The sequence below is a fragment of the Pseudomonas sp. C1C7 genome, from assembly GCF_013359595.1.
In the GTDB taxonomy this organism is placed as follows: Bacteria; Pseudomonadota; Gammaproteobacteria; order Pseudomonadales; family Pseudomonadaceae; genus Aquipseudomonas.
This window is the reverse complement of the sequence record NZ_JABFMP010000002.1, coordinates 131,329-153,426: the sequence shown is the minus strand read 5'-3', so window position 1 is coordinate 153,426 and position 22,098 is coordinate 131,329. Positions and strand designations below refer to the sequence as shown.

Genomic DNA, 22,098 nt, shown 5'->3' with positions numbered 1-22,098 from the left:
GGCGCAGATTTATTCAGGGTTGGTCAAGAAGGGTAAGGATCCGGATACAAACGCTTCGGCGCATTGCACGCCGAGCTTGCAACAGGGCGAGCCAGGCTCACCCTGTTGCAGCGGATCAGGCGATGTCTTCCGCCGGAGTGTCCAGGCCCATCGCGTGCAGGCGCGAGTAGTAGCCGTTCTGCGCAAGCAGTTCTGCATGGGTGCCGCGCTCGACGATCTGGCCCTGGTCCATCACCAGAATCAGGTCGGCCTTTTCGATGGTCGACAGGCGGTGGGCGATGACCAGCGTGGTGCGGCCCTTCATGACCTGATCCAGCGCTGCCTGGATGTGGCGCTCGGACTCGGTATCCAGCGCCGAAGTCGCTTCATCGAGAATCAGCAGCGGAGCATTTTTCAGCAGCGCCCGGGCAATCGCCAGACGCTGACGCTGCCCGCCGGACAGCAGCACGCCGTTTTCCCCGACCTGAGTGTCCAGGCCGTCAGGCATTTGCGAGATGAAGTCCATCGCGAAGGCATCGGTGGCGGCTTTTTCGATGTCGGCGCGGGGGGCGCCAGCCAGGTCACCGTAAGCGATGTTATTGGCAATGGTGTCGTTGAACAGGGTCACGTGCTGGGTGACCTGCGCCACGTGCCGGCGCAGATTGCGCAGTCGATAATCTTCGATTTCGACGTCATCGAGGAGGATTTCGCCGATATCGTGATGATAGAAACGCGGGATCAGGCTGGCGAGGGTCGACTTGCCGCTGCCGGAGCGACCAACCAGGGCAATCATCTGTCCGGGCGATGCCGTGAAGTTGATGTTTTTCAGCACCTCACGGTCAGTTCCAGGGTAAGAGAAGCTGAGATTGCGCACTTCCAGATGGCCGCTGATGCGCTCACGCTCGACGGTGCCGTTATCGACCTCGGGCTCGACGTCCAGCTGCTCGAAAATGCTTTCGGCACCGGCAACGCCCTTCTGGATGGTCGAACTGACTTCCGACAGCTGCCGGATCGGCTTGGGCAGCAGGCCCGCCGCAGTGATGTAGGCCACCAGATCACCGGCGGTAGCTTCACCGCGCAGGAACAGCACCAGGAACATCAACACGGCCATGGCGGTGTAGATCACCAGCTGCAGCATCGGCGTGTAGACCGCACCGGTCTTGGTCATGCGCAGTTGCTTGTCGGTGTTGCCCTGGCTCGCGGCGGCAAAACGCTGCTCTTCATAGCTCTCGCCGCCGAAGCTGCGCACCACGCGATAACCCTGAATGGTCTCGGAAGCGACATGGGTCACGTCGCCCATCGCCACCTGAATCTTCTTGCTCTGCTTGCGGAATTTCTTGCTGGTGTTGCCCACCATCATCGCGATCAGCGGCAGGATCGCCAGCATCACCAGGGTCAGCTTCCAGTTCATCCACACCAGGTAGGCGAACAGGAACACCACCGTCAGGCCTTCGCGGATCACCACCTTGATGGCATCAGTCGCAGCACCCGTCACCATGGTCACGTTGAAGGTGATACGCGAAATCAGATGTCCGGAGTTGTGGGTATCGAAATAGCGGTTGGGCAGGACCAGCAGTTTGTTGAACAGCTCGACACGCAGGTCATGGACCAGGCCCAGCGAAACCTTCGCCAGGTAGTAGTTGCCCAGAAACGAGCCCAGGCCCTGCCATGCCGCGATCAGGATGATCAGCAGGGGCACGGCCATCAGCAGCTGCAGGTCTTTGAGATAAGGGACGTTGGGGAAGAGCACCGCTTCGGGATTGCTCAAGCCATCGACGAAATATTTGAGAATCCCGGCGAGCATCGGCTGGGTGGACGCAAAAATGACGAAGCCCACGATACTCAGCAGGAAAAGGCCGATATAGGGTTTTACATACCCCAACAGCCGAAAATAGATTTTCAGGCTGGAATCCTGTCCCGCGTCTGGCGGTGCATCACTCATCGTAGGGCTCACTGGTTAGGAAGAACGCGAAATTTTATCACAAGCGCCGGACTTGGCCCGTGACCATACCAAGACACTGGCCAGGCCAATGGGTAGCCAGCTGATGAACCACTCGGCTCGCGGCGTGCCACTCATGCTGGCAGCGTCGAATTGCATGGCCAGGGTCGAGAACAGCCAGATGCCAATGGTGCCTTTGCCATACAGTGTGTCCCGAGCCTTCCAGGCCTCACGCAGGACACCCAGCCAGACCGCGCACCACAACAGCAATCCCGGAATGCCCAGCTCGATCGCCACATGGGAGAACAGGTTGTGCGCATGATCGAAATAGATACCGGAAGAGAACACCCTGTAGTCGCTGCCAAGGCCCAAACCGGTCCACGGGCGCTCGGAGATCATGTGCAGACTGGCCATCAGGATCTGCGGGCGATAGGACACGCCACGCGCGGTGACGAAAGATTCAAAAAACCAGAACGCCAGGAACGCCACGACCAGAGCAGCCCCTGCGACGACACGACTACGGTGATCGCGGCACCAGATCGGCATGGCGAGAACGGTGAAAAACAGTGCCAGGCCAGCGCCACGGCTCTGGCTGAGCAGCACGAACACGCCAAGCACCATCAACGCCAAAAACCAGACTGCCTGAGTCGGGCGGGTGCGAGGTGACCAGAGCAGAAGCCAGACCGCCGCCAGACCGATGACATAGCCCCCCAGAATCGGATGGGCCAACTCGCCCAGCCCCTCGGCCCGCGCACTCCAGGCGTTACCATCGATGCCGTAAAACCGGACGATCGCAATCAGCGCGGTGATCGCCAGCCCGACTCCACCCCATTGCATGATGCGAATCACACGATTGGGCTGGCCGTTGGCAAGAATCGGGAAAAACAGCAGAAACACCACGATGTACAACAAACGCTTGGGCTCGCGAGTTATGTCCGTCGCGCCCGACCACGCAAGACTGATGAGCGACCACGCGAACAGCCCGAGCAGAGGCAGATAGATCCAGCGCTGTGCGTAGAACAACTCCGCGAACCGGGCCCTCGCCGGCCAGGCGAAGGCCAGCGTCGGCAACCAGAGCAGGGCGACCAGCCCCTGTTGATAGATCTTGTTGGTAGGCGCGATGGCAATGGCCAGCAGAAACCACAGCAGGCCCATCGTCATCCATGCTTGCGCCCAACGTTTTTCGTGCATCAAATTGCTCCTGAGAGTGTTCACCCACCCAACCGGCATGGTTAAAGCTGAAACTTTTCGGCATCATTGCCCGCTACAGTGCCCCGTTTCTCCCAACAAGGCTTTCTACGATGCAATGTTCTCGGCTTCCGCAGGCCGCTCTAAATCAGATGATTGATGGTGCCAAGGTGCTGGAGGCCGATAGCTTCGGGCCGAAAGTCTACCTCTTGCAGGACGGGAATATTCTGAAACTATTCCGCCGCAAGCGTATTTTTTCGTCGGCCTTGTTTCGCCCGTATTCAAAACGCTTCATCGACAATGCCGTCGAACTGCAAAAGCTCGGCGTACCGACCTTGCAGGTGCTGCAATACTATCGACTGCAAACGCCAGGCATGACGGCAGTGCTTTACCAGCCATTGCCGGGTGAAACCTTGCGCCAGGTCGCCAACAAGGAAGGCTTCAGCTGGCAACAGGCCCTGCCGGACCTGGTCGGACTGATTCGCAGCCTTCATCAATCGGGGGTCTATTTCCGGTCCTTGCATCTGGGCAACATCGTGATCACCCCCGACCAGCGCATGGGCCTGATCGATGTGGCCGATATGCGATTTCTGCGAAAGCCGCTGCCTGCGCACTTGATCAAGCGCAACCTGCAGCATTTCGCCCGTTACATTGCACGGGAAAACCTGGACGAGAGCTTTCCGATGCAGGCATTGGAACAGGCGTTGCTGTCTTCAAAGTAGTAGTGAGCGGGCGGTCTGGCTGAAATTCTGCCAGGCCTTTTCCGGGGCCAGCACCTGATACTGTTGTGCCGCGATCGTCTGGGGAGCGGCTTCGAAGGCTCGCACGATGGCCGCGTGCCAACGGCTCACATCTTCAACAGGTGCATACCAGCCAGCAGCACCCAGTTGCTCGCGAAAGACCTCAAGATCGCTGGACAGGACGGGCACGCCCGCCAGGACTGCCTCCTGCATGATCAGCCCAAGCCCCTCGCTCAAGGAAGGAATGGCAATCCAGTCGAATGCCCGGTAAAGCTGCGCAGCGTCGTTCAAGTGACCGGGCAACGAGACGCTGTCTCGCAACCCCTTGGCCTCGATCTGCGCTTGCAACGCCGATCGCTCCGCGCCTTCGCCGACAATCACCAAACGCAGACTCGGCCGCTCGCGCAATGCCTCGGCGAACGCATTGATGAGGCAGGCAAAACCCTTTCCAGCGACCAGTCGTCCTACCGCACCCAGCACCTGTGAATCGTCAGCGGGCAATCCCAACCGCGAACGCGCCTGTTCGCGGGTCAGCAGTGCGGATTGGAAGGCGGCAGGATCGAATGCGCTTCGCAAGGTCACGACAGGCAGTTGCAGGTCCGCGCTCAGCGCTTGCGCCAGGGTGTTCGAGACGGCAGCCAATGTGAGCTGCGACGTCGGGGTCTTCTTGAAAAGCGCGCGATCGGCAGGAGAAAGCCGGGTCGAACCGTGGAAAACCACCACGGCACGCAATGACGGCAATGACGCAAGCAGCGGCACCATCGTGCGCGCAACGCCCAGGCCATCAAGCAGCATCAGGCGCACCTCGCTTTCCTTGAGGGCCTTCTTGAACCCTGCTTGCATCCAGGGTTTGGTAAAGCGCCAGAAACTCCGCCCCTTGAGCTGAGCCGAAGACAACCCCCATTCACGAACGTCACCGACAGTCGCCCCGGACTGGGAGGCGCTGCCCTGAAGCAACCAGGTATTGACCGGGACGGATGGCGAGGCGTGGGCGAGAATCTGCTGATGCACTTTATGAGTGGAGGCGAACGCAGCGCCGCTGGCCCACATGACGTTAAGAATGCTCATAGAACGAAAAGCCAGTGCATGGAATGCTGTTGTCAGATGCCCAGTTTCAGGCGGATTTTTTCGAGCAGGCTCAGCGGCGCGCGGGGACGCAATGCAGGCTCCATTTCCTCGACGATACGCTGGCCGATGCGGGCGAAACTGAATTGGCTCACCGCCAGTTCCCGACCGTTGTGCGCAATACGCTGCGCCAGTTCCGGGTCGTTGCGCAAGACGGCCAGCTTCTCCTGCAGTTGCGCAATGCTCTGGTAGAACACCACGTTGTGCATGTCCTGCAGGCCCAATGCCTGGCTTTCCGCCGCGCCCTGGTCAAAGGCCAGCAAGACACAGCCACAGGCCATGGCTTCGAAGTTCTTGATCATGAACTCGCCCATGCCGACATCGGCACTGACGAAAAAGCGGATGCGGTTGAGGGTGTCGCGGTATTCCTCGCCGGATTTGGTGCGGGTCACCACCAGAGGTTCGACCTGCCCCAACTCATCGAGCAGCGCCTTGCGTCCGCTGTAGGCGACGCTGTTGGTGCTGCCGACGAAGGCCAGTTCGATATCCCGCTCGCGCCCCTGATCTTCCAGCTGGGTCTGGTCGTAGCCCTTGGGCACGAACACCGCATCGAAGCCTTCCTGGCGCAGGCGCTCGGTGACCACGAAACCGGAGCTGATCACCCGCGCCCACGGCAGGCGGCGGTAATGCGCGCTGAACTTGCCGGTGTACTTGCAGGGGATGTAGTTCTGGTAAGCGTCGTGCTCGAGAATCACCAGGTTGGGGATCGTGCGGATGAACGAAGCCTGACGGATTTCCTGCTTGAAGCGCAGGAAAAACACGATGCGGTCGTACCGCGACACATCGACTTCACGCCGGAAATAGCTGCGCAGGTTGCGCTGCTCATCGCTGCTCAACCACCGCAGATCGCATTCGCAATGAGCCGCCACGCCTTCGTACAGACGGTCCAGGATGGCCCGCTGTTCTTTCTGCACCAGAAATAAAACTTTCATCGTTTTCCTTGCCGCAACAGGCAAACCGAGCAATACCTGAATGAACCCCGCCCGAAGCAGGCGCCCGTCAGGCCCGAAACACCTTACAAACGCCAGAACAGTTCGTGGCGACGCACAGCCTTGCGAAAAAACTCATTCTCGCCGTAAGGCGAACCGGAACGCCCCGCCAGCAGCCGCTGCAAACCGCGGCGCAAGCGGCGCTTGAACGGAGCGGGAGGTTGCAGGTCGTGCATCATGCCCAGGGCCATGGCCTTGTCATGCTGTTGCGCCGTGGACAGCGAGAGGCAGCAGGGATGCAGCGAAGCCGCCGGGTCGAATACAGGAGGAAGGGTGATACCGGTGCCGTTGTCACCCATCGGCCAGCGATCATTGTCGTGCAGGTGATTGGCGTAACCCAGCAGGGTCGGCTGCCATTCCAGCCCTTTCAGAGCCTCGAGAACTGCTTGCTGAGCGCAGATATGGTCGGGATGAGGATCGAGGGTCGGATGCGGCATCACGATCACTTCCGGCTGCGCCCGCTGCAACAGTGCTCGCAGATCGGCCACAAGATTGTTCCAGGTCGGCGCGCCGTCGACGTCGCCCGGCAGGGTAAACGGATTCAACTGACGGAACAGACGCGTGTCGCTCAAATCCGCTTCGCGAGAACCCACCGGCTGCGAAGGTGAGGCCTGCATGGCTTGCAACTGAAGACAGAAATAACCCAGCTGCACGCAGTGCGCCTCGGGCACTCCGGCCCAGCGCGGCACGGCAATGCTGTCCCAGGCACGCAAGCGGCCTTTGAGCCGCGCCGCCTCGACTTTGCCCAACCCCATCTGCTGATAGTGCTCGGCTTCGATTTCACCGGCTGTGAGGGTGACGATCCAGGCTTCTTCGGCCTGGCTGTACAAACCATAGGCTGCCAGCTCGGCATCATCGGCATGGGGAGCGATGACCATCACCCGCTGTCGACGGTAATCGGGATGCTCGATCGCCCACAGCACCGGCTCGCCGGACAACCGGCAGTGACGTGCGCGCAAACGCAGCTCACCCTTTGACAGCACCTGCGCCTGACCGCTGAGGTTCAGATAACGCAGCCCGTTCACACCTCGCTCGAAGGTCTGACGGTCCGGGTTTTCGCCGCCGACCAGTTCCACCACCGGATCGAGGAAACGCCCAAGCCAAGTGCTCTTGATCCGCAGCGCCAGCACCAGCGTCGCGTCGTCGACCAGCATCACGCCTTCATCCAGCCGCAGGTGCTCACCGTTCAGATGAACCTTGGGCTGCGGTGTGAAGGGAGGAAAGTTGTACTGGTAATCGTCTTTCGGCGAATAGAACAAATGGTCGGCGAACCAGGCTTCATGGGCGATCCAGCCCAGCACCGCCAGCAGCAGCGGCAACCACCAGGCCACCCAGATGCCGCAGACGATCAACAGCGCCAGGGCAACCAGCAGCGCGAGGCGTTTGTTGCGTCGATGGCGCTTGAGCAATTGTTGTTTGCGGCTCATGGGCTGACTCATACGGTGTAGACCGGCACAGGATTGCACCAACGATCCTTGTACTCCCGGTCGGCGCGGCCGAAGGAGAAGCGCAAGGGTTTGTCCAGGGCCCGGGCCTGTTCCCAGGCGCTTTGGGTGTTGAGGAAACTCAGTACGCTGCCGGGGCTGAACTCCCGGGTTTCAGGGTCGACGCCGCCATTGATGTATTCGACGCTGATCCACTGCGATGCCTCGACGCGGTACACCAACTGGATCGCGATCGGCGCATCGTTGAGGAAAATCACCGAGCCGATCAGCAGTTCGCGCAACAATTCGACGACATCGGCCATGCGCGCAGCGCCCGTGGCCGGGAAACCCCAGCGGCGCTGGAACAGATCGCAGTAGATCGCCGCCAGTTCGGCAGCGGAGAAATCGGAGACCGGTCGAACCACGCCCCCCGCCTCTTCCAGCAACCTCAGCTCGCGACGCTGGTTGTAGCGAAACTTCTTCGACAGTTCTTCCGGCGTGCGCGCCATGGCCAGTTGTTCGGCCTGCAACTTGATGCCGCTGAAGCGGTTTTCGTTCAGCGCCGACAGGTAGCGACCACGATGGCGCAACGGCGCCTGGGCATTTTCGGCGGCGGGCAGGATGATCTCGGCATTGCCCAGATCGAACAGGCCCTTTTTGCCGTTGCGTTTAAGCACGTCCTTGGACAGGGCCAGGTCGCGGCCCCAGGTCGGAAGCGCCGCCTTGATGTCGCCGCCCTGCTCCCAGACCAGATACCGGACGGGAATGCCGGCCAACTGCGCCAGTCGCTCGACCACCAGCGGATGAGTCGCGACGCTGCCGCCATAACGCTGCCAGGTTTCGGCGTAGGTCGAGGCATCAGTTACGGACCAGCCGCGTTCGCGCCAGCCTTGAAATCGGTTGAGCATCAGCCCCTCGGTGCCAGTTCTAAAACACGCGGCAGATGCCAGAAAGCATCACGAACCGCGCGGTCGGAGAAACGCTCGTGCAGGCGGTCGAGCATCAGCTCGGCGCATTGCTGACGTTGCCGAGCGTCCATCGCGGCCAGATGTTGCAGCCCCTGGGCCAGATGTTCGGCGTCCCCCAGCGGGAACAGAATACCGACGCCTTCGACCACTTCCTTCGCCCCCCCGCACGCGGTGGCCAGCAATGGCACGCTGGCGGCCATGGCCTCGAGCAGCACCATGCCGAACGGCTCGTGGTCGGAACTCAGGGCAAACACGTCGAAGGCACGGAAGTAGCGTCGCGCATCGGGCACCTGACCGAGGAACAACACGCGGTCGCCAATGCCCAGCTCGCGGGCCTGGGCCTTGAGGTCCTCCTCCAACCGACCTTTGCCGAGAATCACCAGCTGGCTGTTGGCCGGCAGGCCCGGCAATGCCTGGGAAAAACCGTCCAGCAGCGTGGCCTGATCCTTGTCCGGATGCAGACGCCCGACATTACCGACAATCCAGGCATCGCGTGCCAGACCGAGAGTTTCCCGAGCTTCGTCAGCCGATACCTGGCTTTGCTGCAATGCCGGCACGTCGATGCGGTTGTACAGCGTCTGGATCCGGGTCGCCGGCCACTTCGGCAGGCAACGGCGCATGTCGTCGCGCACGGCGTCGGAGACACCGAGCAGGCTCAGGCGCTTGCGGAAAATGTGGGCGAACAGTTTGCGCGAACCGCGTTTGTAATCATCAAACGCGTGGTGCACGCCAATCACCGGCAGCGAAGTGCCGAGCAAGGCGATGTAGATCGGCTTGAAGCGATGGGCGATGCAGAAACTGAAATTGCGTGAGGCGGCGATCTTGCGCAGATCGCCGATGGCACCCAGCTTCAGGCCACGAATGGCCTTGGAGCTGTATTCCATGAACAACACTTCATCGGAGGCGCAACCCGCGGCGACCTCGGCATCGGCGACCCCGGTGAGAAACACCGTGGTCACCCGATACCCGGTCCCCGCGAACAGGCTGGCGTACTGCCGGGCGCAGTCCAGGAACGGCCCGTCATAGCCGTGGCAGAACTGCAGCACATGGCGTTCAGCCGAGCGTGTCATAGGCGTTCGCGCCCTCTTTGACCACCAGGATGTCTTCCATGATCAGGTACTGCAGATCGGAGCCGAAGAACATGTTCAGGGCATCGGTCGGCGAGCAGATCATCGGTTCGCCACGACGGTTGAGCGAGGTGTTGAGCGACACGCCGTTGCCGGTCAGGTTCTCGAGCGCCTTCATCATGTCGTAGTAGCGCGGGTTGTATTCGCGCTTGAGCACCTGGGCGCGGGAGGTGCCGTCTTCGTGGACGACTTCCGGCACGCGGGTCTTCCACTCTTCCGCCACTTCGAAAGTGAAGGTCATGAAAGGCGCCGGGTGGTCGATCTTGATCATCTGCGGCGCGACGGTGTCGAGCATCGACGGGCAGAAAGGCCTCCAGCGCTCGCGGAACTTGATCTGGTGGTTGATGCGGTCGGCCACGCCGGCCACGCTCGGGCAACCGATGATCGAACGACCGCCCAGTGCGCGCGGCCCGAACTCCATGCGGCCCTGGAACCAGGCCACCGGGTTGCCGTCGACCATGATCTTGGCGATCTGCTCCGGCATGTTGTCGAGCTTGCGCCAGGTCGGCTTGTTCTCGTGACGGGCGCAGGCGGCGATCACGTCTTCGTTGCTGTACGACGGGCCGAGGTAGACGTGTTCCATCTTCTCGACCGGCACGCCACGGGCGTGGGACACATAGGCCGCAGCACCCACCGCGGTACCGGCGTCGCCGGACGCAGGCTGCACGAACAGTTCCTTGATGTCGTCGCGGGCGATGATTTTCTGGTTCAGCTTGACGTTCAACGCGCAGCCGCCGGCGAAGGCCAGCTTGCCGGTTTCCTTGAGCACGTCGCCCAGGTAGTGATCGATCATCTGCAACGCCAGTTTCTCGAACAGCGCTTGCATGCTCGCGGCGTAGTGGATGTAAGGCTCGTCGGCGATGTCGCCTTCGCGCTTCGGACCCAGCCACTCGATGAGTTTCGGCGAGAAGTAGAAACCCTTGCCCTTCTCTTTATAGCGACGCAGGCCGATCACGTTGGCGTATTCGGTGTTGATCACCAGCTCGCCGTTCTCGAACGAGGCCAGGCGCGAGAAGTCGTATTTGCTGGCGTCGCCGTACGGCGCCATGCCCATGACCTTGAACTCGCCGTCGAGCATTTCGAAACCGAGGAACTCGGTGATCGCGCCATACAGGCCGCCCAGGGAGTCCGGATCGAAGAATTCCTTGATCTTGTGGATCTTGCCATTCTGGCCGTAGCCGAAGAAGGTCGTGGCGTACTCGCCCTTGCCGTCGATACCGAGGATCGCGGTTTTCTCTTTGAAACCGGAGCAGTGGTAGGCGCTGGAAGCGTGGGCCAGGTGGTGTTCGACCGGCTCGATCTTGATTTTCTTCGGATCGAAGCCCAGTTGCTCCAGGCACCAGACGATTTTCTTGCGGTAGCGCTTGTAGCGACGGTTGCCCATCAGGATCGCGTCGAGGGCGCGGTCCGGGGCGTACCAGTAACGCTTGGCGTAGTGCCAGCGGGCCTTGCCGAACAGGCTGATCGGGGCGAACGGAATCGCGACCACGTCAACGTCCGAAGGCTTGATGCCGGCCTGCTCCAGGCAGAACTTCGCCGATTCGTAGGGCATGCGGTTCTTTGCATGTTTATCGCGTACGAAGCGCTCTTCTTCAGCCGCCGCGACCAGCTTGCCGTCGATGTACAAGGCTGCGGAAGGATCATGGCTAAGGGCGCCGGACAGGCCAAGAATCGTCAATGCCACAGGGGTCTAGCCTCTTTAGTCTGCATGTCAGGCGCCGTAGCGCCTCAAAAATGATCTGCCCTCGCCGGGAGCGTGGGGCAGCTAAAGGGCGGGATTATAGCTTAAAAGCAGCTGCAAGCCGCTAGCTGCAAGCTGCAAGGGGTTTGGGTGGCGGCTTTGAGGGCTCATCCGGGTGAGGAGCGCCAGTAAATGAGGATGTTGCCGTTGGTGGTCTGGCGATACAGGGTGTAGGGCAGGACCACGGTATCCAGGGCGCCGGAGAGGGCCATGTCGGCCAGAATGAAGGGCAGGAACATGCCTGTGGGGTCGGGCGGCGCGTTCAATACGCAGAAATCGTAGGCCAGGCCGCTGTAGGCCCTGGGGATGGATTGGCAATAGGTTTTCTGCTTGCGCAACCCCCGGGCTGCTTCGGCTTCGTCCTGAAATACCGTTGCGAAGGTGCCGCATCCGGTCAAAGTCAGCGAGATGACGCCTGCTGCGACGGCCATTTTGATGGTCAAGGTCTGTCCTCCATGAAGGACAGCCAAGCTAGCATCGCGGTCGATCAGGCCACAGTTCATGGTTTCCCAAGATTGTGTAGGACAGTTCCGGCCTCTTCGCGAGAAAGCCCACACAGTGGGCCGCGGCCAAATGTGGGAGCGGCGGTGCGACGATTCGACTTGCTCGCGAAGACGGATCAAGCAGCGCCGGAAATATCCTTGGGCAACCGCTGATCGATCACCTGATGCAGGGCACTGCTTTCAGGCCAGTTACGCATGAACCGCGCGCGGTCCTTGGCATAAGCCGGGGCAAAACTGCCAGGCGACTGATGCTGACACATCGAATCCAGATCGATCAGCGCCCAGCGATCCTCCTGCCAGAACAGGTTGTGCCCCTTGAAGTCGCCATGGCTGATGCGCAGACGAATCAGCTCGGCGAACAGCCGGTCCAGCGCCGCCAGCTCCGTCTCGGGGGCATCGCCGCTTTCCACGTAGGGCGCGAAGCGCTCGATGATGTCCGGCCCCGCCAGATGCTCGGTGATCAGGTAGGCCCGACCGCGCAGCCAGAGAAAACGCTTTTCCAGCAGCGCCAGGGGTTTGGGCGTGGCAATGCCGAGGAACGCCAGGCGATTGCCTTCGCGCCAGGAATGCCAGGCGCGGCTCGGGCGCCAGAAGCGCTTGAGCCAATGAGCGAAGCCCTTGATGTTGTAGCGCTTGATCACCAGCGTGCGGCCATCTACCTCGACCTTGCCAACGCTCGCCGCACCACCGGTTTTATAAAGGTGGCCTTGATCGAGCAACGCATCGGCCCGATCCAGAACCGGCAGCATCGAAGGCTCTTCCTCACGCCGGATCGCGCGCAAGCCGAACGCATCGCGCTGGACACTGAACAGCGTGCACTCGCGCCCGACCTTGATCAGGTAATCCTTGAGGCGCCAGCTGCGCACCTTGTCGATCTGCTTCTGCAAGGCTTCCATCGGCAAGGCATGCTCGCCGTTGCTCAGCAGGTAGTACACCAGCAACTCTTCGGTGAACGGCTCCAGCGCCTGGGGTAACTGGGCGAAAAACACCCCGAGGTTTTCCAGGACTTTCTGCCGCGACAGCGGCTGGCCCGGGGTTTCGGCGCGAATCCCCGCACCGTCGATCAAATACAGACGACTGCCCTGGCGCAGCAGGTTGTCGAGGTGCAGATCTTCCTGCCACAGGCCTTTGCGGTGCATCTGCCCGATCGCGCCCAGGGCTTCGGCCAGCACCGCCGATTGCTCATCGGCCAGCGCCGACAGGTGCTCGACCTGCTTCCAGGCGTCGCCCAGGCTCGCGGCCTCTTCGAGAAACTCGAACAGCAGCCAGCCGCCCTCGCCGTCCTTGAGTCCGTCGGCCAACAGCAGCGGCGTGGTCAAGCCTTGCGCCGCCAGCAGACGCACACCATCCAGCTCACGCTGGAAATGCCGCGCCGCCTTGCCGCCGACCAGCAACTTGGCCAGCACCGGACGACCGCGCCAGATGCCGGCGCCGACGTAGCGCTGCCCCGGCAAAACCCGCAACAGACTCAGCAACTGCAAATCCGCGGGACCGGCGGCATCGGCCAACGAAACACTCAGCGGCAACGTCGGGCTGCGACCGGCATTCTTCAGTTCGGACAAACGCATCAGCGCTTCTCCTTATGGCTGCGTCGCGCGGTCAGGCGTGTCAGCCAGCTGTCGATCAGCGTGCTGTCCTGAGGCTGGTCCAGATAGGCGCCCAGCAGAATGCGCAACTGCGCGTCACTCCACTCCGGCGCCCGGCGCAACAGCGGCTCCAGATCCTTGACCCGATCACGTTGCCCCAACAGCAGCGGCCGGGTCTTTTCCAGATCGATCAACTGCGCCTGGTAGCCGTCACCGGTGGCACAGAGAAAAATATGCTTGGGGTAAAAGCAGCCGTGCACCTGACGCACGCCGTGCAGGCGCCGCGCCAGTTTTCCACAGGCTTGAAGAATCGCGACATGCTGCGCCTCGCCCAGCTCCGACCAACGCTGCAGCAGCGAATCCAGGTCATCCCAGCCATCCAGGGCGCGGGTCAGCAGAATAGCCCGGACCTCGCCGTCGACCTTGCGCTCACCGAAGAACGCCGCCTTGAGCGCCGGAATACCGAGCTTTTCATAGCGGCTGATGTTGCGAAACTCACGGGCAAAGCTCGGCTCGCCAAACGGCGCGTGCAAGGTGTGCATCAGGTAGTTGCTCTGACGCTTGAGGTAGAACCCCTGACCCTCCAGATCCAGTCGAAACACGCTGCTCCAGCCACCACGGACGGTGTTGGGCTCATCCACGGCGTCGAGCTGCCGGGCCCAGAGTGCGTCGAAAGTGCCCAAGCCGTGGCGCTCGAGCAGCGCACGGTCTTCGGCAGCCAGAAAATCAGTCATTCGCGTCCCTCGAAAAATCTCACCACGTGCCGGATCCGTTTCTTGTCGGCGTCGTTGAGCCGGTCCCGTTGGCGGTATTGCAGGTAAAAGCGCAGGCGCTGGGTGGCCGACAATTGATACTTGGCGACCTTGTCCAGGCAGGCCAGGTCCTTGGTGATGCGGTACTTGAGCCAGAAACCGCTCCAGAAATCACCGTTGGGGCAATCGATCAGGAACAGTTTGGCCTGATCGTCGATCAGCAGGTTGCGCCACTTCAGATCGTTGTGGGTAAAACGATGCTCGTGCATGGTCCGGGTGTGGCTGGCCAACTGACGGCTGACCTGGTCGACCCAGGCGCGATCCGCCAGTTTCGGGTCGTGGCGCTCGGCCAGCGCGGACAGGTCCTCGGTATGCGGCAGCTCGCGGGTGATCATCGCCCCGCGATCATAGGCTGCTCCGCGCCGCTCCAGGCCCCAGGCCACCACTTCGGCGGTGGGAATGCCCCACTTGGCGAAGCGCTTGAGGTTCTGCCATTCCATTTTTACCCGGGGCTTGCCCAGATAACGACGCAAGCCCTTGCCGGCCCCCGAGTAGCGCTTGACGTAATAGTTGACGCCGTTGCGCTGCACGCGGATGACCTCGGACAGCGGGTCGCGGGTCAGGCGCTCGCCCTGCAGCGCAAACACCGCATCGAGGCTGCCGAAATCTTCTGCCAGATCGCTGTAGGCCGGCTCCAGTGTCCAACCCGCCATCAGAGCGCATCCCCGTAGCGCTGCTTGCGATCGTAAAGCTTGTTGGCCTTGCCTTCGAGCCAGCTCAGCAGCCCGGCTTCTTCACTGAGAATCTGCCGCAGCGGTCGCTGGAAGTAGCCCTTGAGAAAGCGCAGCTTGTCGCGACGGGTCAGGCCGATGTCCAGGGCCGAAAAATACAGCGCCGCCAGATCCTTGTTGCGCCAGCGCGAAGTGATGGCCGGGCGGGTCTGGGCACGGTGCAGGTCGATCACCGAGAGCTTGAAGTCGTCAGCCGTCACCGGTTTGTCGGTGTGCAGCAGAAAATGGCAGATGTAGCAGTCGCGATGGTTGACCCCGGCGCGGTGCATCATCCCGGTCATGCGCGCCACTTCGGCGATCAGTGCGCGCTTGAGTCTCGGCTCCGGCGGCTGCTTGACCCAGTTGATGCTGAAGTCTTCGAGGCTGACGGTCGGCGCCAGCTCTTCGGTGACGATGAACGAATGCTGATCCGCCGGGTTGCTGCCCTTCTCGCCGTAAGCCACGGCGGTCATGGTCGGCACACCGACTTCCTGCAGACGCTGGATGGCTTTCCATTCCTGGCCTGCGCCGAGTACCGGCAACTTGGCGGTCAGCAGGTTCTTGAAGATCTCGCCCCAACCGATGCCGCGGTGGATTTTCACGAAAAAACCATTGCCGTCCACTTCAGTGCGAAGGGTCCGGCGCGCTTCCAGCTCGCGGTAAACCTCGCCCTGCAAACCTTCGACTTCGGTGAACGCATCGCGTCCGGCCCAAAGGCTCTTGAACGGTTCAGCCAGCATCAACTTCATTTAAGCGTGCTCCGCCAGAATCACATCGGCCGCGTGCTGCGGCATGCTGTAGAGGTCGGCCGTTTCGGCAAAGGCCAGACCGTTGCGGCTCCAGGCCGCCCGTGCTTGATCGTCGTTCAACATGCCGGTCAGGTATTGCGTCAGCTGCCCCTGATCGAACGGCTCGTCCAGCACCAGGCCGGCATCGGCCTCGGCAATGTAATGGGCATAACCGCAGACGGCGCTGACCAGCACCGGCAAACCGGCCACCAGCGCTTCAAGCAGCACGGTGCCGGTATTTTCGTTGTAGGCCGGGTGGATCAAAAGATCGGCGCCAAGCAGGAAACGCGGGATATCGCTGCGACCCTTGAGGAAGGTCACGTTATCGCCCAGGCCCAGTGTGGCGCTCTGCATCTGGAACAATTTGGGGTCATCCTGGCCGATTACAAATAGCCGGGTGCGTTTCTTCAGATCGGCGGGCAAGGCCGCCAGCGCCTTCAGGCTGCGATCCACGCCCTTGGTCTTGAACCCGGAGCCGATCTGCACCAACAGCAGTTCGTCGTCCTTGAGGTTGAATTCGGCGCGAAACCCGGCGCGGATCTGGTCGGCATCCGCAGGCCGGCGGCGGTCCTGGGCGATGCCCGGCGGCAGCAGGTGGAAGCGCTTGAGCGGGGTGTCGTAATGCTTGATGAACAGCGGCTGCTGAACTTCGGAAATCATCAGCACTTCGGTCTTGGCGTCCTTGGCGAACACCGCCCGCTCGTACTCGGCGAAGTGGCGATAACGGCCCCAGCGGCGATACAGCGAGTTGCGCAGGTTCTGCGCCTTGTCTTCGAAACAGCCGTCGGCGGCGTAGTAGACGTCCAGCCCCGGCATCTTGTTGAAGCCGATCAGACGGTCCACCGGGCGTTTGGCCAGGTCCGCCTCCATCCATTCGCTGAGCTTTTCATTGCGCCGATGATTGAAGAACGCCTTGACCGGCGCCACCAGCACTTCAAAGCCCGGCGGCACGTCGCCTTCCCAGATCAGCGTGTAGACGCGAATCTGGTGGCCGCGCTTCTGGCACTCCAGGGCAATGCGCATGAAGTCACGCTGCAAACCGCCGAAGGGAAAATACTTGTAAAGGACAAATGCCAATTGCATCAGCGCAGCTCCTCGGTGAGTAACAACGTGCTCAGCCGGCTGGCGACGCGTTCGGGATTCACACGGGTGAAGCACAACGGCCACTCGCGTTTGAGGTCGAACCGACGGGCATCTTCGGCCGTCGGTTGATAGGTGCATTTCTTCGACATGCAGGGCGCGCAAGGAAAATCGCTGGCCAGATGGATCTGCGACTTGCCGTAGGCACCGGTCAGCCCGGGATTGGTCGGGCCGAACAGCGACAGGGTCGGTACGTCCAGCGCGGCGGCCAGATGACCGAGGCCGGTGTCCACCGCCACGCAGGCCTGAGCGCCGGCCAGCACCTTGCCAACACCGGCCAGATTCAGCTTGGGCAGCACTTCAACGTGCTTCATGTCCTTGGCGATGCGTTCGGCGCGGGCCTTCTCGACCGCATTGCCCCAGGGCAGCTTGACCCCGACACCCAGGTATCCGACACGCTCGGCCAGCTCGCGCCAATAGGCTTCAGGCCAGTGTTTGGTGTCCCAGGTGGTGCCATGCAGGAACAGCACGTAAGGATTCTTGCGCGGCAACTCCACCAGGCGCTCGACGTTCAGACCGTAGTCGCCCAGGCCTTTGGGCAAGTCGTAACCCAATGCCACGGCGAACAGCTGGCGCACCCGCTCCACCGCATGCTGCCCACGGGCCACGGCCAGGCGACGGGAGTAGAAGCGCGCGGCAATCGGCTCGCGGGCCGAATCCTTGTCCAGCCCGGCGACCGGGGCTTTGACGTAGCGCGTCAGCAAGGCGCTTTTCAAAAGGCCTTGGGCATCGATGACCAGATCGTATTTCGTGGCGCGCAGGCTTTGCTTGAAGCGCTTCCACTCGCCGCTCTTGATGGTTTGCCAGATATTCTTGCGCCAGCGGCGGATCGCCACCGGGATCACCTTGCCAACGGCCGGGTGCCAGGTGGGAATTTCGGCGAAGCCCTCTTCCACCACCCAATCGAAGGTGATGCCGGGAATCGCCCGCGCCGCGTCGGTCAGCGCCGGCAACGCGTGAATCACGTCGCCCAGCGATGAAGTCTTGATCAGCAGTACCCGCAAACTATTGGACCTCGACCACAGTGCCCTGCAACCGCTGCAAGGCTTCGTTCACCGCTTGCGGCATCAATTGGCGCAGGCAGTTGTAATGACCGAACCGGCAGGTGCGATCGAAGCACGGGCTGCATTCGATGCCCAGGCGCACGATCTCCACCTGCTCGGCCAGCGGCGGCGTGAAGCCCGGCGACGTCGAACCGTAGATCGCCACCAGCGGGCGGTTCAATGCGGCGGCGACGTGCATCAGGCCCGAATCGTTGGACACCACCGAGTCGGCGCAGGACAGCAGGTCGATCGCCTCGGCCAGCGAGGTGCCGCCACTGAGGTTCATCGACTCTTCACGCAGACCGGGGATCAGCCGCGAACGGATGTCTTCGCCCACCGCATGATCGTTTTTCGAGCCGAACAGCCAGACTTGCCAGCCCTCGCGAATCTTCGCCTCGGCGACCTTGGCGTAATGCTCGGACGGCCAGCGCTTGGCCTCGCCGAACTCGGCGCCGGGGCACAGCGCCAGCACCGGACGATCGAGTTCCAGGCCGAACTTGGCCAGTGTCGCTTCGCGGGTCACCGGGTCGATCTGCAAACTCGGGCGAGGATAAGGCTTGGGCAGTTCCGCGCCCGGATCAAAGGCCAGGGCCATGAAACGCTCGATCATCAGCGGATAGCGTTCTTTGTCCAGCGTGCGCACATCATTGAGCAGGCCGTAGCGGAACTCGCCACGCCAGCCGGTGCGCTTGGGGATGCCGGCGAAGAACGGCACCAGCGCCGACTTCAGGGAATTGGGCAACAGGATCGCCTGGTCGTACTGACCGGCCAGGGATTTGCCGATGCGCCGACGCGTTGCCAGCTCCAGCACGCCGTGGCCGAGCGGAAAGCTCAAGGCCTGGCGGACTTCGGGCATGCGTTCAAGAATCGGCCGGCTCCACTCGGGGGCCAGCACGTCGATTTCGCATTGCGGGTGGCGCTGTTTGAGGCACTGAAACAGTGTCTGCGCCATCACCATGTCACCGACCCAACTGGGCCCAACGATCAGAATATTCATGTGGCTTCCATAAACGAACCGGGGAGGCATACGCCTCCCCGCCTCGATAATTCTACAAAACACTGCAGATCTACTGTGGGAGCGAGCCTGCTCGCGATAGCGGCGTGACAGTCAGCATATAGGCTGGATGTGACGACCTCATCGCGAGCAGGCTCGCTCCCACACAGGGGTTCGGGTGTAGCCGATACCCCGTTCAGCTTAGCCCCAGCTCTCGCCAGATCCGCATGACCTGTCGCCGTTCGTCCGCAAACTGATCGCCCGGTATCACTCCCGGATCCTTCTGCAAGGCCTGTCGGTGAGCGGCGGAGCGGTAAGCTTTATAGGCTTCGCGCAGCAGGCTGGCATCTTCGGCGGGCATCAGCCCTTCGTGTTCCAGCTCTTCCAGAATGCGGATATTGTCGGTCCAGCGCAGCAATGGCGGATGTGTTTCGGACCACGCCAGGGCCGCGTATTGCACCATAAATTCAATATCGACGATACCACCGGCATCCTGCTTGAGATCGAACGGCGCCGTGGCCTCGAAGGCATTTGCCCCGGTGCCGGCCGCCGTGCTCTTGCTGCCCAGGTTATCGCGCATCTTGGCGCGCATCTCGCTGACTTCCTGGCGCAGCTTCGCCAGATCCCGCGCCTTGCCCAGGATCGCCGCCCGCACCTGCTCGAACGCACGCCCCACATCTTCACTGCCCACCAGCACCCGCGCCCGCACCAGCGCCTGGTGCTCCCAGGTCCAGGCTTCACCTTCCTGATAACGGGAAAACGCACCCAGCGAACTCACCAGCAACCCCGCCGCACCGGACGGCCGCAGACGCATGTCCACTTCATACAATTGCCCGGAATTGGTCTGGGCCGTGAGCAAATGAATGATTCGCTGCCCAAGACGGGTGAAAAATTGCGCGCCATCGATGGATTTCGGTCCGTCGGTTTCCGCCTGCGGATCACCATCGTGGATGAACACCAGATCCAGGTCCGAACCATGCCCCAGTTCCAGGCCGCCGACTTTCCCATAACCGACAATGATGAAGCCGGGATCGCACAAGGTGCCGTCGGTGCGCAGCGGCGTGCCGTACTTGGCCACGGTCTGGCGCCAGGCCAGCGCCAGCACCTGCTCCAGAATCGCCTCGGCCAGCCAGGTCAGGTAGTCGCTGACTTTCATCAGCGGCAGGTGCCCGGCGATTTCCGACGCGGCAACCCGCAGGCGGTGCGCCAGCTTGAAATGACGCAGCGCTTCCATCTGCTGTTCGAGGTCGTCCTCGGGAATCCGCGTCAGGCGTTCGCGCAACTCGGCCGCCAGCTCCGGCGCCAGCGGCGGCTTGAACAGCCGTCCTTCGTTAAGCAGCTCGTCGAGCAGCAGCGGGAAGCGAGTGATCTGCTCGGCGATCCACGGGCTGGCCGCGCACAAGGTCAGCAGGCGACGCAGCGCGCCGGGGTTTTCGGTCAGCAACACCAGATAAGCCGAACGACGCGCCACGGCTTCCACCAGCGGCAGTACCCGCTCCAGCACCAGGTCCGGATTGGCGTGTTCCACCGCCTGCGCCAACAAGCGTGGAATAAAGGCATCGAGACGCTCTCGCCCCAGACGCTGCATCGCGCGCAACTGCGGGCTGCTGCGCAGGCCGGCCAGTGCCCTCAGGGCTTTTGGCGCGTCGGTGAAACCGCCTTCCTGCAATTGCCGGCAGGCCGCTTCTTCATCCTGAGCTTCTTCCCATAACGGCAGCCACTCACCGCCGACCACCACTTCGCTTTCGGCACCCTGCTCTTCATCGGGATCGGCAATGACCTGGCCGAAGTGCCAGGCGATACGGCCGCGCCAGAACATCAGCTTTTCATGGAAAGACGCCCAGTCGTCGAAACCCAACATAAAGGCAATGCGCGCTTGATCCTCAGCGCCAACCGGCAGCATCTGGGTCTGGCGGTCGGCAATCGCCTGGATCGCATGTTCGGTGTAACGCAGAAATTCATAGCCTTCGCGCAACTCGCTGACCACCGCCGGCGGCAGATAGCCCTGACCTTCCAGGGTACTCAGCACTTTCAACAGAGGACGCTGCTGCAGGCTCAGGTCGCGACCGCCGTGAATCAGCTGAAAGGCCTGGGCGATGAACTCGACCTCGCGAATGCCGCCGGAGCCCAGCTTGATGTTGTCGGCCATGCCCTTGCGCCGCACCTCCTGCTGGATCAGCTGTTTCATGGTGCGCAACGCTTCGATCGCGGAGAAATCCAGATAACGCCGGTAAACGAACGGCCGCAACATCTCTTGCAGTTGCGCGCCGGCCACCTGATCGCCCGCCACCACCCGCGACTTGATCATCGCGTACCGTTCCCAGTCGCGGCCCTGATCCTGGTAGTACTGCTCCAGCGCGTTGAAACTCAGGACCAGCGCGCCGGACGAGCCATAAGGTCGCAGGCGCATGTCGACGCGGAACACGAAACCGTCGACGGTCATCGGGTCCAGGGCCTTGATCAGGCGCTGGCCGAGACGGATGAAGAATTCCTGGTTATCCAGCGCCCGTTTCACCCCCACGGTTTCGCCGCCTTCGGGGTAGGCGAAGATCAGGTCGATATCGGACGACAGATTGAGCTCCACCGCGCCGAGCTTGCCCATGCCGAGCACGACCATCTGCTGCGGCTCGCCGCTGCGATGGCCGGTGGGCACGCCGAACTGCTGGCAATGCCGCGTGTACAACCATTGATAGGCCTGATCGATGCTGGCATCGGCCATGTCGGAAAGATCGCGGCAGGTCTGGATCAGATCGGCCTGGCGATTGAGGTCGCGCCAGATGATCCGCACTTGATGACGGGCGCGCTGGCGGCGCAGGGCACGGCCCAGCAGATCGTCGGTTTCGGCAACGCTCGCCGCGGCGGCGATCTGTGCGCACAGCTCGCCGGGAGCATAGGCGCGATCCAGCTCCCCGGAACGCACCAGCTCCAGCAGCATCACCGGATCACGCACGCATTGTTCGGTCACGAAGTCGCTGGCAGCGGTCACCCGGGCGAATTGCGCCCAGCGCTCGGGCGTCCAGGCAGACAGCCCGTGATCGTCATCCAACGCCTCGACGGCGGCACGGAACGACTGCTCGGCGCGGGTGACAAACGGCAGCAGGAGCGAGGGGAGTTGGGCAAGCAAAGGAAGGCTCATGGTCTATCCTTGATCGGCGTGTAATGGGCCGAATGTAGTGATTTGTACGAATGCACTACCAAAAGGACTGTCGAACAAAAGTTAGAAATAGCTGAAATTTCTTTATTTTTGGCAGCCAACATCAAAGTTTCACCTTTTCTGATTGGAAAAAGACCAACCTTAACGA

Annotated in this window: 18 protein-coding genes; 1 reads left to right on the top strand and 17 read right to left on the bottom strand. The window is 61.8% G+C overall.

The window, feature by feature from the left end:
- Window positions 1-115 precede the first annotated feature (115 nt).
- Window positions 116-1,921, bottom strand: a complete 1,806-nt coding sequence (gene msbA / locus HNO86_RS02295) for a lipid A export permease/ATP-binding protein MsbA (RefSeq protein WP_175375415.1) — start codon at window positions 1,919-1,921, stop codon at window positions 116-118.
- Window positions 1,922-1,936: 15 nt separating this feature from the next.
- Window positions 1,937-3,109, bottom strand: coding sequence for an O-antigen ligase (locus tag HNO86_RS02290; protein WP_175375414.1), 1,173 nt, complete (start codon window positions 3,107-3,109; stop codon window positions 1,937-1,939).
- A 149-nt stretch (window positions 3,110-3,258) separates the two neighbouring features.
- Here HNO86_RS02290 and HNO86_RS02285 point away from each other — a divergent pair, with 149 nt between their 5' ends.
- On the top strand, window positions 3,259-3,828 hold the full coding sequence (locus tag HNO86_RS02285; RefSeq protein ID WP_256672534.1) for a toluene tolerance protein: 570 nt from the start codon (window positions 3,259-3,261) through the stop codon (window positions 3,826-3,828).
- On the opposite strand, the gene HNO86_RS02280 is transcribed toward HNO86_RS02285, so the two are convergent.
- The 15 genes from HNO86_RS02280 to glnE all read right to left on the bottom strand — a co-directional run bounded on the left by HNO86_RS02280 (window position 3,820) and on the right by glnE (window position 21,932).
- A complete protein-coding gene (locus tag HNO86_RS02280; RefSeq protein WP_175375412.1) occupies window positions 3,820-4,914 on the bottom strand; it encodes a glycosyltransferase in 1,095 nt (364 codons plus the stop codon). The genes HNO86_RS02285 and HNO86_RS02280 overlap by 9 nt on opposite strands.
- Window positions 4,915-4,946: 32 nt before the next feature.
- Entirely contained in the window at window positions 4,947-5,903 is a 957-nt protein-coding gene (locus HNO86_RS02275) for a glycosyltransferase (protein ID WP_175375411.1), read from the bottom strand.
- Window positions 5,904-5,986: 83 nt separating this feature from the next.
- The gene (locus tag HNO86_RS02270) at window positions 5,987-7,387 is read right to left on the bottom strand and encodes a PIG-L deacetylase family protein (protein ID WP_175375410.1); all 1,401 of its coding nucleotides are present in this window, start codon (window positions 7,385-7,387) and stop codon (window positions 5,987-5,989) included.
- An 8-nt stretch (window positions 7,388-7,395) separates the two neighbouring features.
- Entirely contained in the window at window positions 7,396-8,292 is an 897-nt protein-coding gene (locus tag HNO86_RS02265) for an antimicrobial resistance protein Mig-14 (protein ID WP_175375409.1), read from the bottom strand.
- On the bottom strand, window positions 8,292-9,422 hold the full coding sequence (locus tag HNO86_RS02260) for a glycosyltransferase (RefSeq protein ID WP_175375408.1): 1,131 nt from the start codon (window positions 9,420-9,422) through the stop codon (window positions 8,292-8,294). Before HNO86_RS02260 ends, HNO86_RS02265 begins: the two co-directional genes overlap by 1 nt.
- Window positions 9,406-11,163, bottom strand: coding sequence for a carbamoyltransferase (locus tag HNO86_RS02255; protein ID WP_175375407.1), 1,758 nt, complete (start codon window positions 11,161-11,163; stop codon window positions 9,406-9,408). The genes HNO86_RS02260 and HNO86_RS02255 overlap by 17 nt, the downstream gene beginning before the upstream one ends.
- Before the next feature lie 164 nt (window positions 11,164-11,327).
- Complete coding sequence (locus HNO86_RS02250; RefSeq protein ID WP_175375406.1) at window positions 11,328-11,663, bottom strand: YceK/YidQ family lipoprotein; 336 nt, start codon at window positions 11,661-11,663, stop codon at window positions 11,328-11,330.
- Window positions 11,664-11,839: 176 nt separating this feature from the next.
- Complete coding sequence (locus HNO86_RS02245; RefSeq protein ID WP_175375405.1) at window positions 11,840-13,291, bottom strand: lipopolysaccharide kinase InaA family protein; 1,452 nt, start codon at window positions 13,289-13,291, stop codon at window positions 11,840-11,842.
- Window positions 13,291-14,043 (bottom strand): lipopolysaccharide kinase InaA family protein, encoded by a 753-nt coding sequence (locus HNO86_RS02240; protein ID WP_175375404.1) that lies wholly within the window; start codon window positions 14,041-14,043, stop codon window positions 13,291-13,293. The genes HNO86_RS02245 and HNO86_RS02240 overlap by 1 nt, the downstream gene beginning before the upstream one ends.
- Complete coding sequence (locus HNO86_RS02235) at window positions 14,040-14,774, bottom strand: lipopolysaccharide kinase InaA family protein (protein WP_175375403.1); 735 nt, start codon at window positions 14,772-14,774, stop codon at window positions 14,040-14,042. Before HNO86_RS02235 ends, HNO86_RS02240 begins: the two co-directional genes overlap by 4 nt.
- Window positions 14,774-15,580, bottom strand: coding sequence for a lipopolysaccharide core heptose(I) kinase RfaP (rfaP, locus tag HNO86_RS02230; RefSeq protein WP_175375402.1), 807 nt, complete (start codon window positions 15,578-15,580; stop codon window positions 14,774-14,776). The genes HNO86_RS02235 and rfaP overlap by 1 nt, the downstream gene beginning before the upstream one ends.
- Window positions 15,581-16,702, bottom strand: a complete 1,122-nt coding sequence (locus HNO86_RS02225; RefSeq protein ID WP_175375401.1) for a glycosyltransferase family 4 protein — start codon at window positions 16,700-16,702, stop codon at window positions 15,581-15,583.
- Window positions 16,702-17,763 carry a lipopolysaccharide heptosyltransferase I gene (waaC, locus tag HNO86_RS02220; protein ID WP_175375400.1) on the bottom strand — a complete coding sequence of 354 codons (1,062 nt, stop codon included), beginning with the start codon at window positions 17,761-17,763 and terminating at the stop codon, window positions 16,702-16,704. The genes HNO86_RS02225 and waaC overlap by 1 nt, the downstream gene beginning before the upstream one ends.
- Before the next feature lies 1 nt (window position 17,764).
- Window positions 17,765-18,799: a lipopolysaccharide heptosyltransferase II gene (waaF, locus tag HNO86_RS02215; RefSeq protein ID WP_175375399.1), complete on the bottom strand. Its 1,035-nt coding sequence runs from the start codon at window positions 18,797-18,799 to the stop codon at window positions 17,765-17,767.
- A gap of 193 nt (window positions 18,800-18,992) precedes the next feature.
- On the bottom strand, window positions 18,993-21,932 hold the full coding sequence (gene glnE / locus HNO86_RS02210; RefSeq protein WP_175375398.1) for a bifunctional [glutamate--ammonia ligase]-adenylyl-L-tyrosine phosphorylase/[glutamate--ammonia-ligase] adenylyltransferase: 2,940 nt from the start codon (window positions 21,930-21,932) through the stop codon (window positions 18,993-18,995).
- Window positions 21,933-22,098: the final 166 nt, after the last annotated feature.

Coding starts and splice junctions, on each gene's coding strand:
- HNO86_RS02240 (WP_175375404.1), bottom strand. CDS start 14,043: ATGACTGATTTTCTGGCTGCCGAAGACCGTGCGCTGCTCGAGCGCCAC.
- rfaP (WP_175375402.1), bottom strand. CDS start 15,580: ATGAAGTTGATGCTGGCTGAACCGTTCAAGAGCCTTTGGGCCGGACGC.
- HNO86_RS02245 (WP_175375405.1), bottom strand. CDS start 13,291: ATGCGTTTGTCCGAACTGAAGAATGCCGGTCGCAGCCCGACGTTGCCG.
- waaF (WP_175375399.1), bottom strand. CDS start 18,799: ATGAATATTCTGATCGTTGGGCCCAGTTGGGTCGGTGACATGGTGATG.
- HNO86_RS02235 (WP_175375403.1), bottom strand. CDS start 14,774: ATGGCGGGTTGGACACTGGAGCCGGCCTACAGCGATCTGGCAGAAGAT.
- HNO86_RS02265 (WP_175375409.1), bottom strand. CDS start 8,292: ATGCTCAACCGATTTCAAGGCTGGCGCGAACGCGGCTGGTCCGTAACT.
- HNO86_RS02285 (WP_256672534.1), top strand. CDS start 3,259: ATGATTGATGGTGCCAAGGTGCTGGAGGCCGATAGCTTCGGGCCGAAA.
- HNO86_RS02225 (WP_175375401.1), bottom strand. CDS start 16,702: ATGCAATTGGCATTTGTCCTTTACAAGTATTTTCCCTTCGGCGGTTTG.
- msbA (WP_175375415.1), bottom strand. CDS start 1,921: ATGAGTGATGCACCGCCAGACGCGGGACAGGATTCCAGCCTGAAAATC.
- HNO86_RS02270 (WP_175375410.1), bottom strand. CDS start 7,387: ATGAGCCGCAAACAACAATTGCTCAAGCGCCATCGACGCAACAAACGC.
- glnE (WP_175375398.1), bottom strand. CDS start 21,932: ATGAGCCTTCCTTTGCTTGCCCAACTCCCCTCGCTCCTGCTGCCGTTT.
- HNO86_RS02290 (WP_175375414.1), bottom strand. CDS start 3,109: ATGCACGAAAAACGTTGGGCGCAAGCATGGATGACGATGGGCCTGCTG.
- HNO86_RS02275 (WP_175375411.1), bottom strand. CDS start 5,903: ATGAAAGTTTTATTTCTGGTGCAGAAAGAACAGCGGGCCATCCTGGAC.
- HNO86_RS02280 (WP_175375412.1), bottom strand. CDS start 4,914: ATGAGCATTCTTAACGTCATGTGGGCCAGCGGCGCTGCGTTCGCCTCC.
- HNO86_RS02260 (WP_175375408.1), bottom strand. CDS start 9,422: ATGACACGCTCGGCTGAACGCCATGTGCTGCAGTTCTGCCACGGCTAT.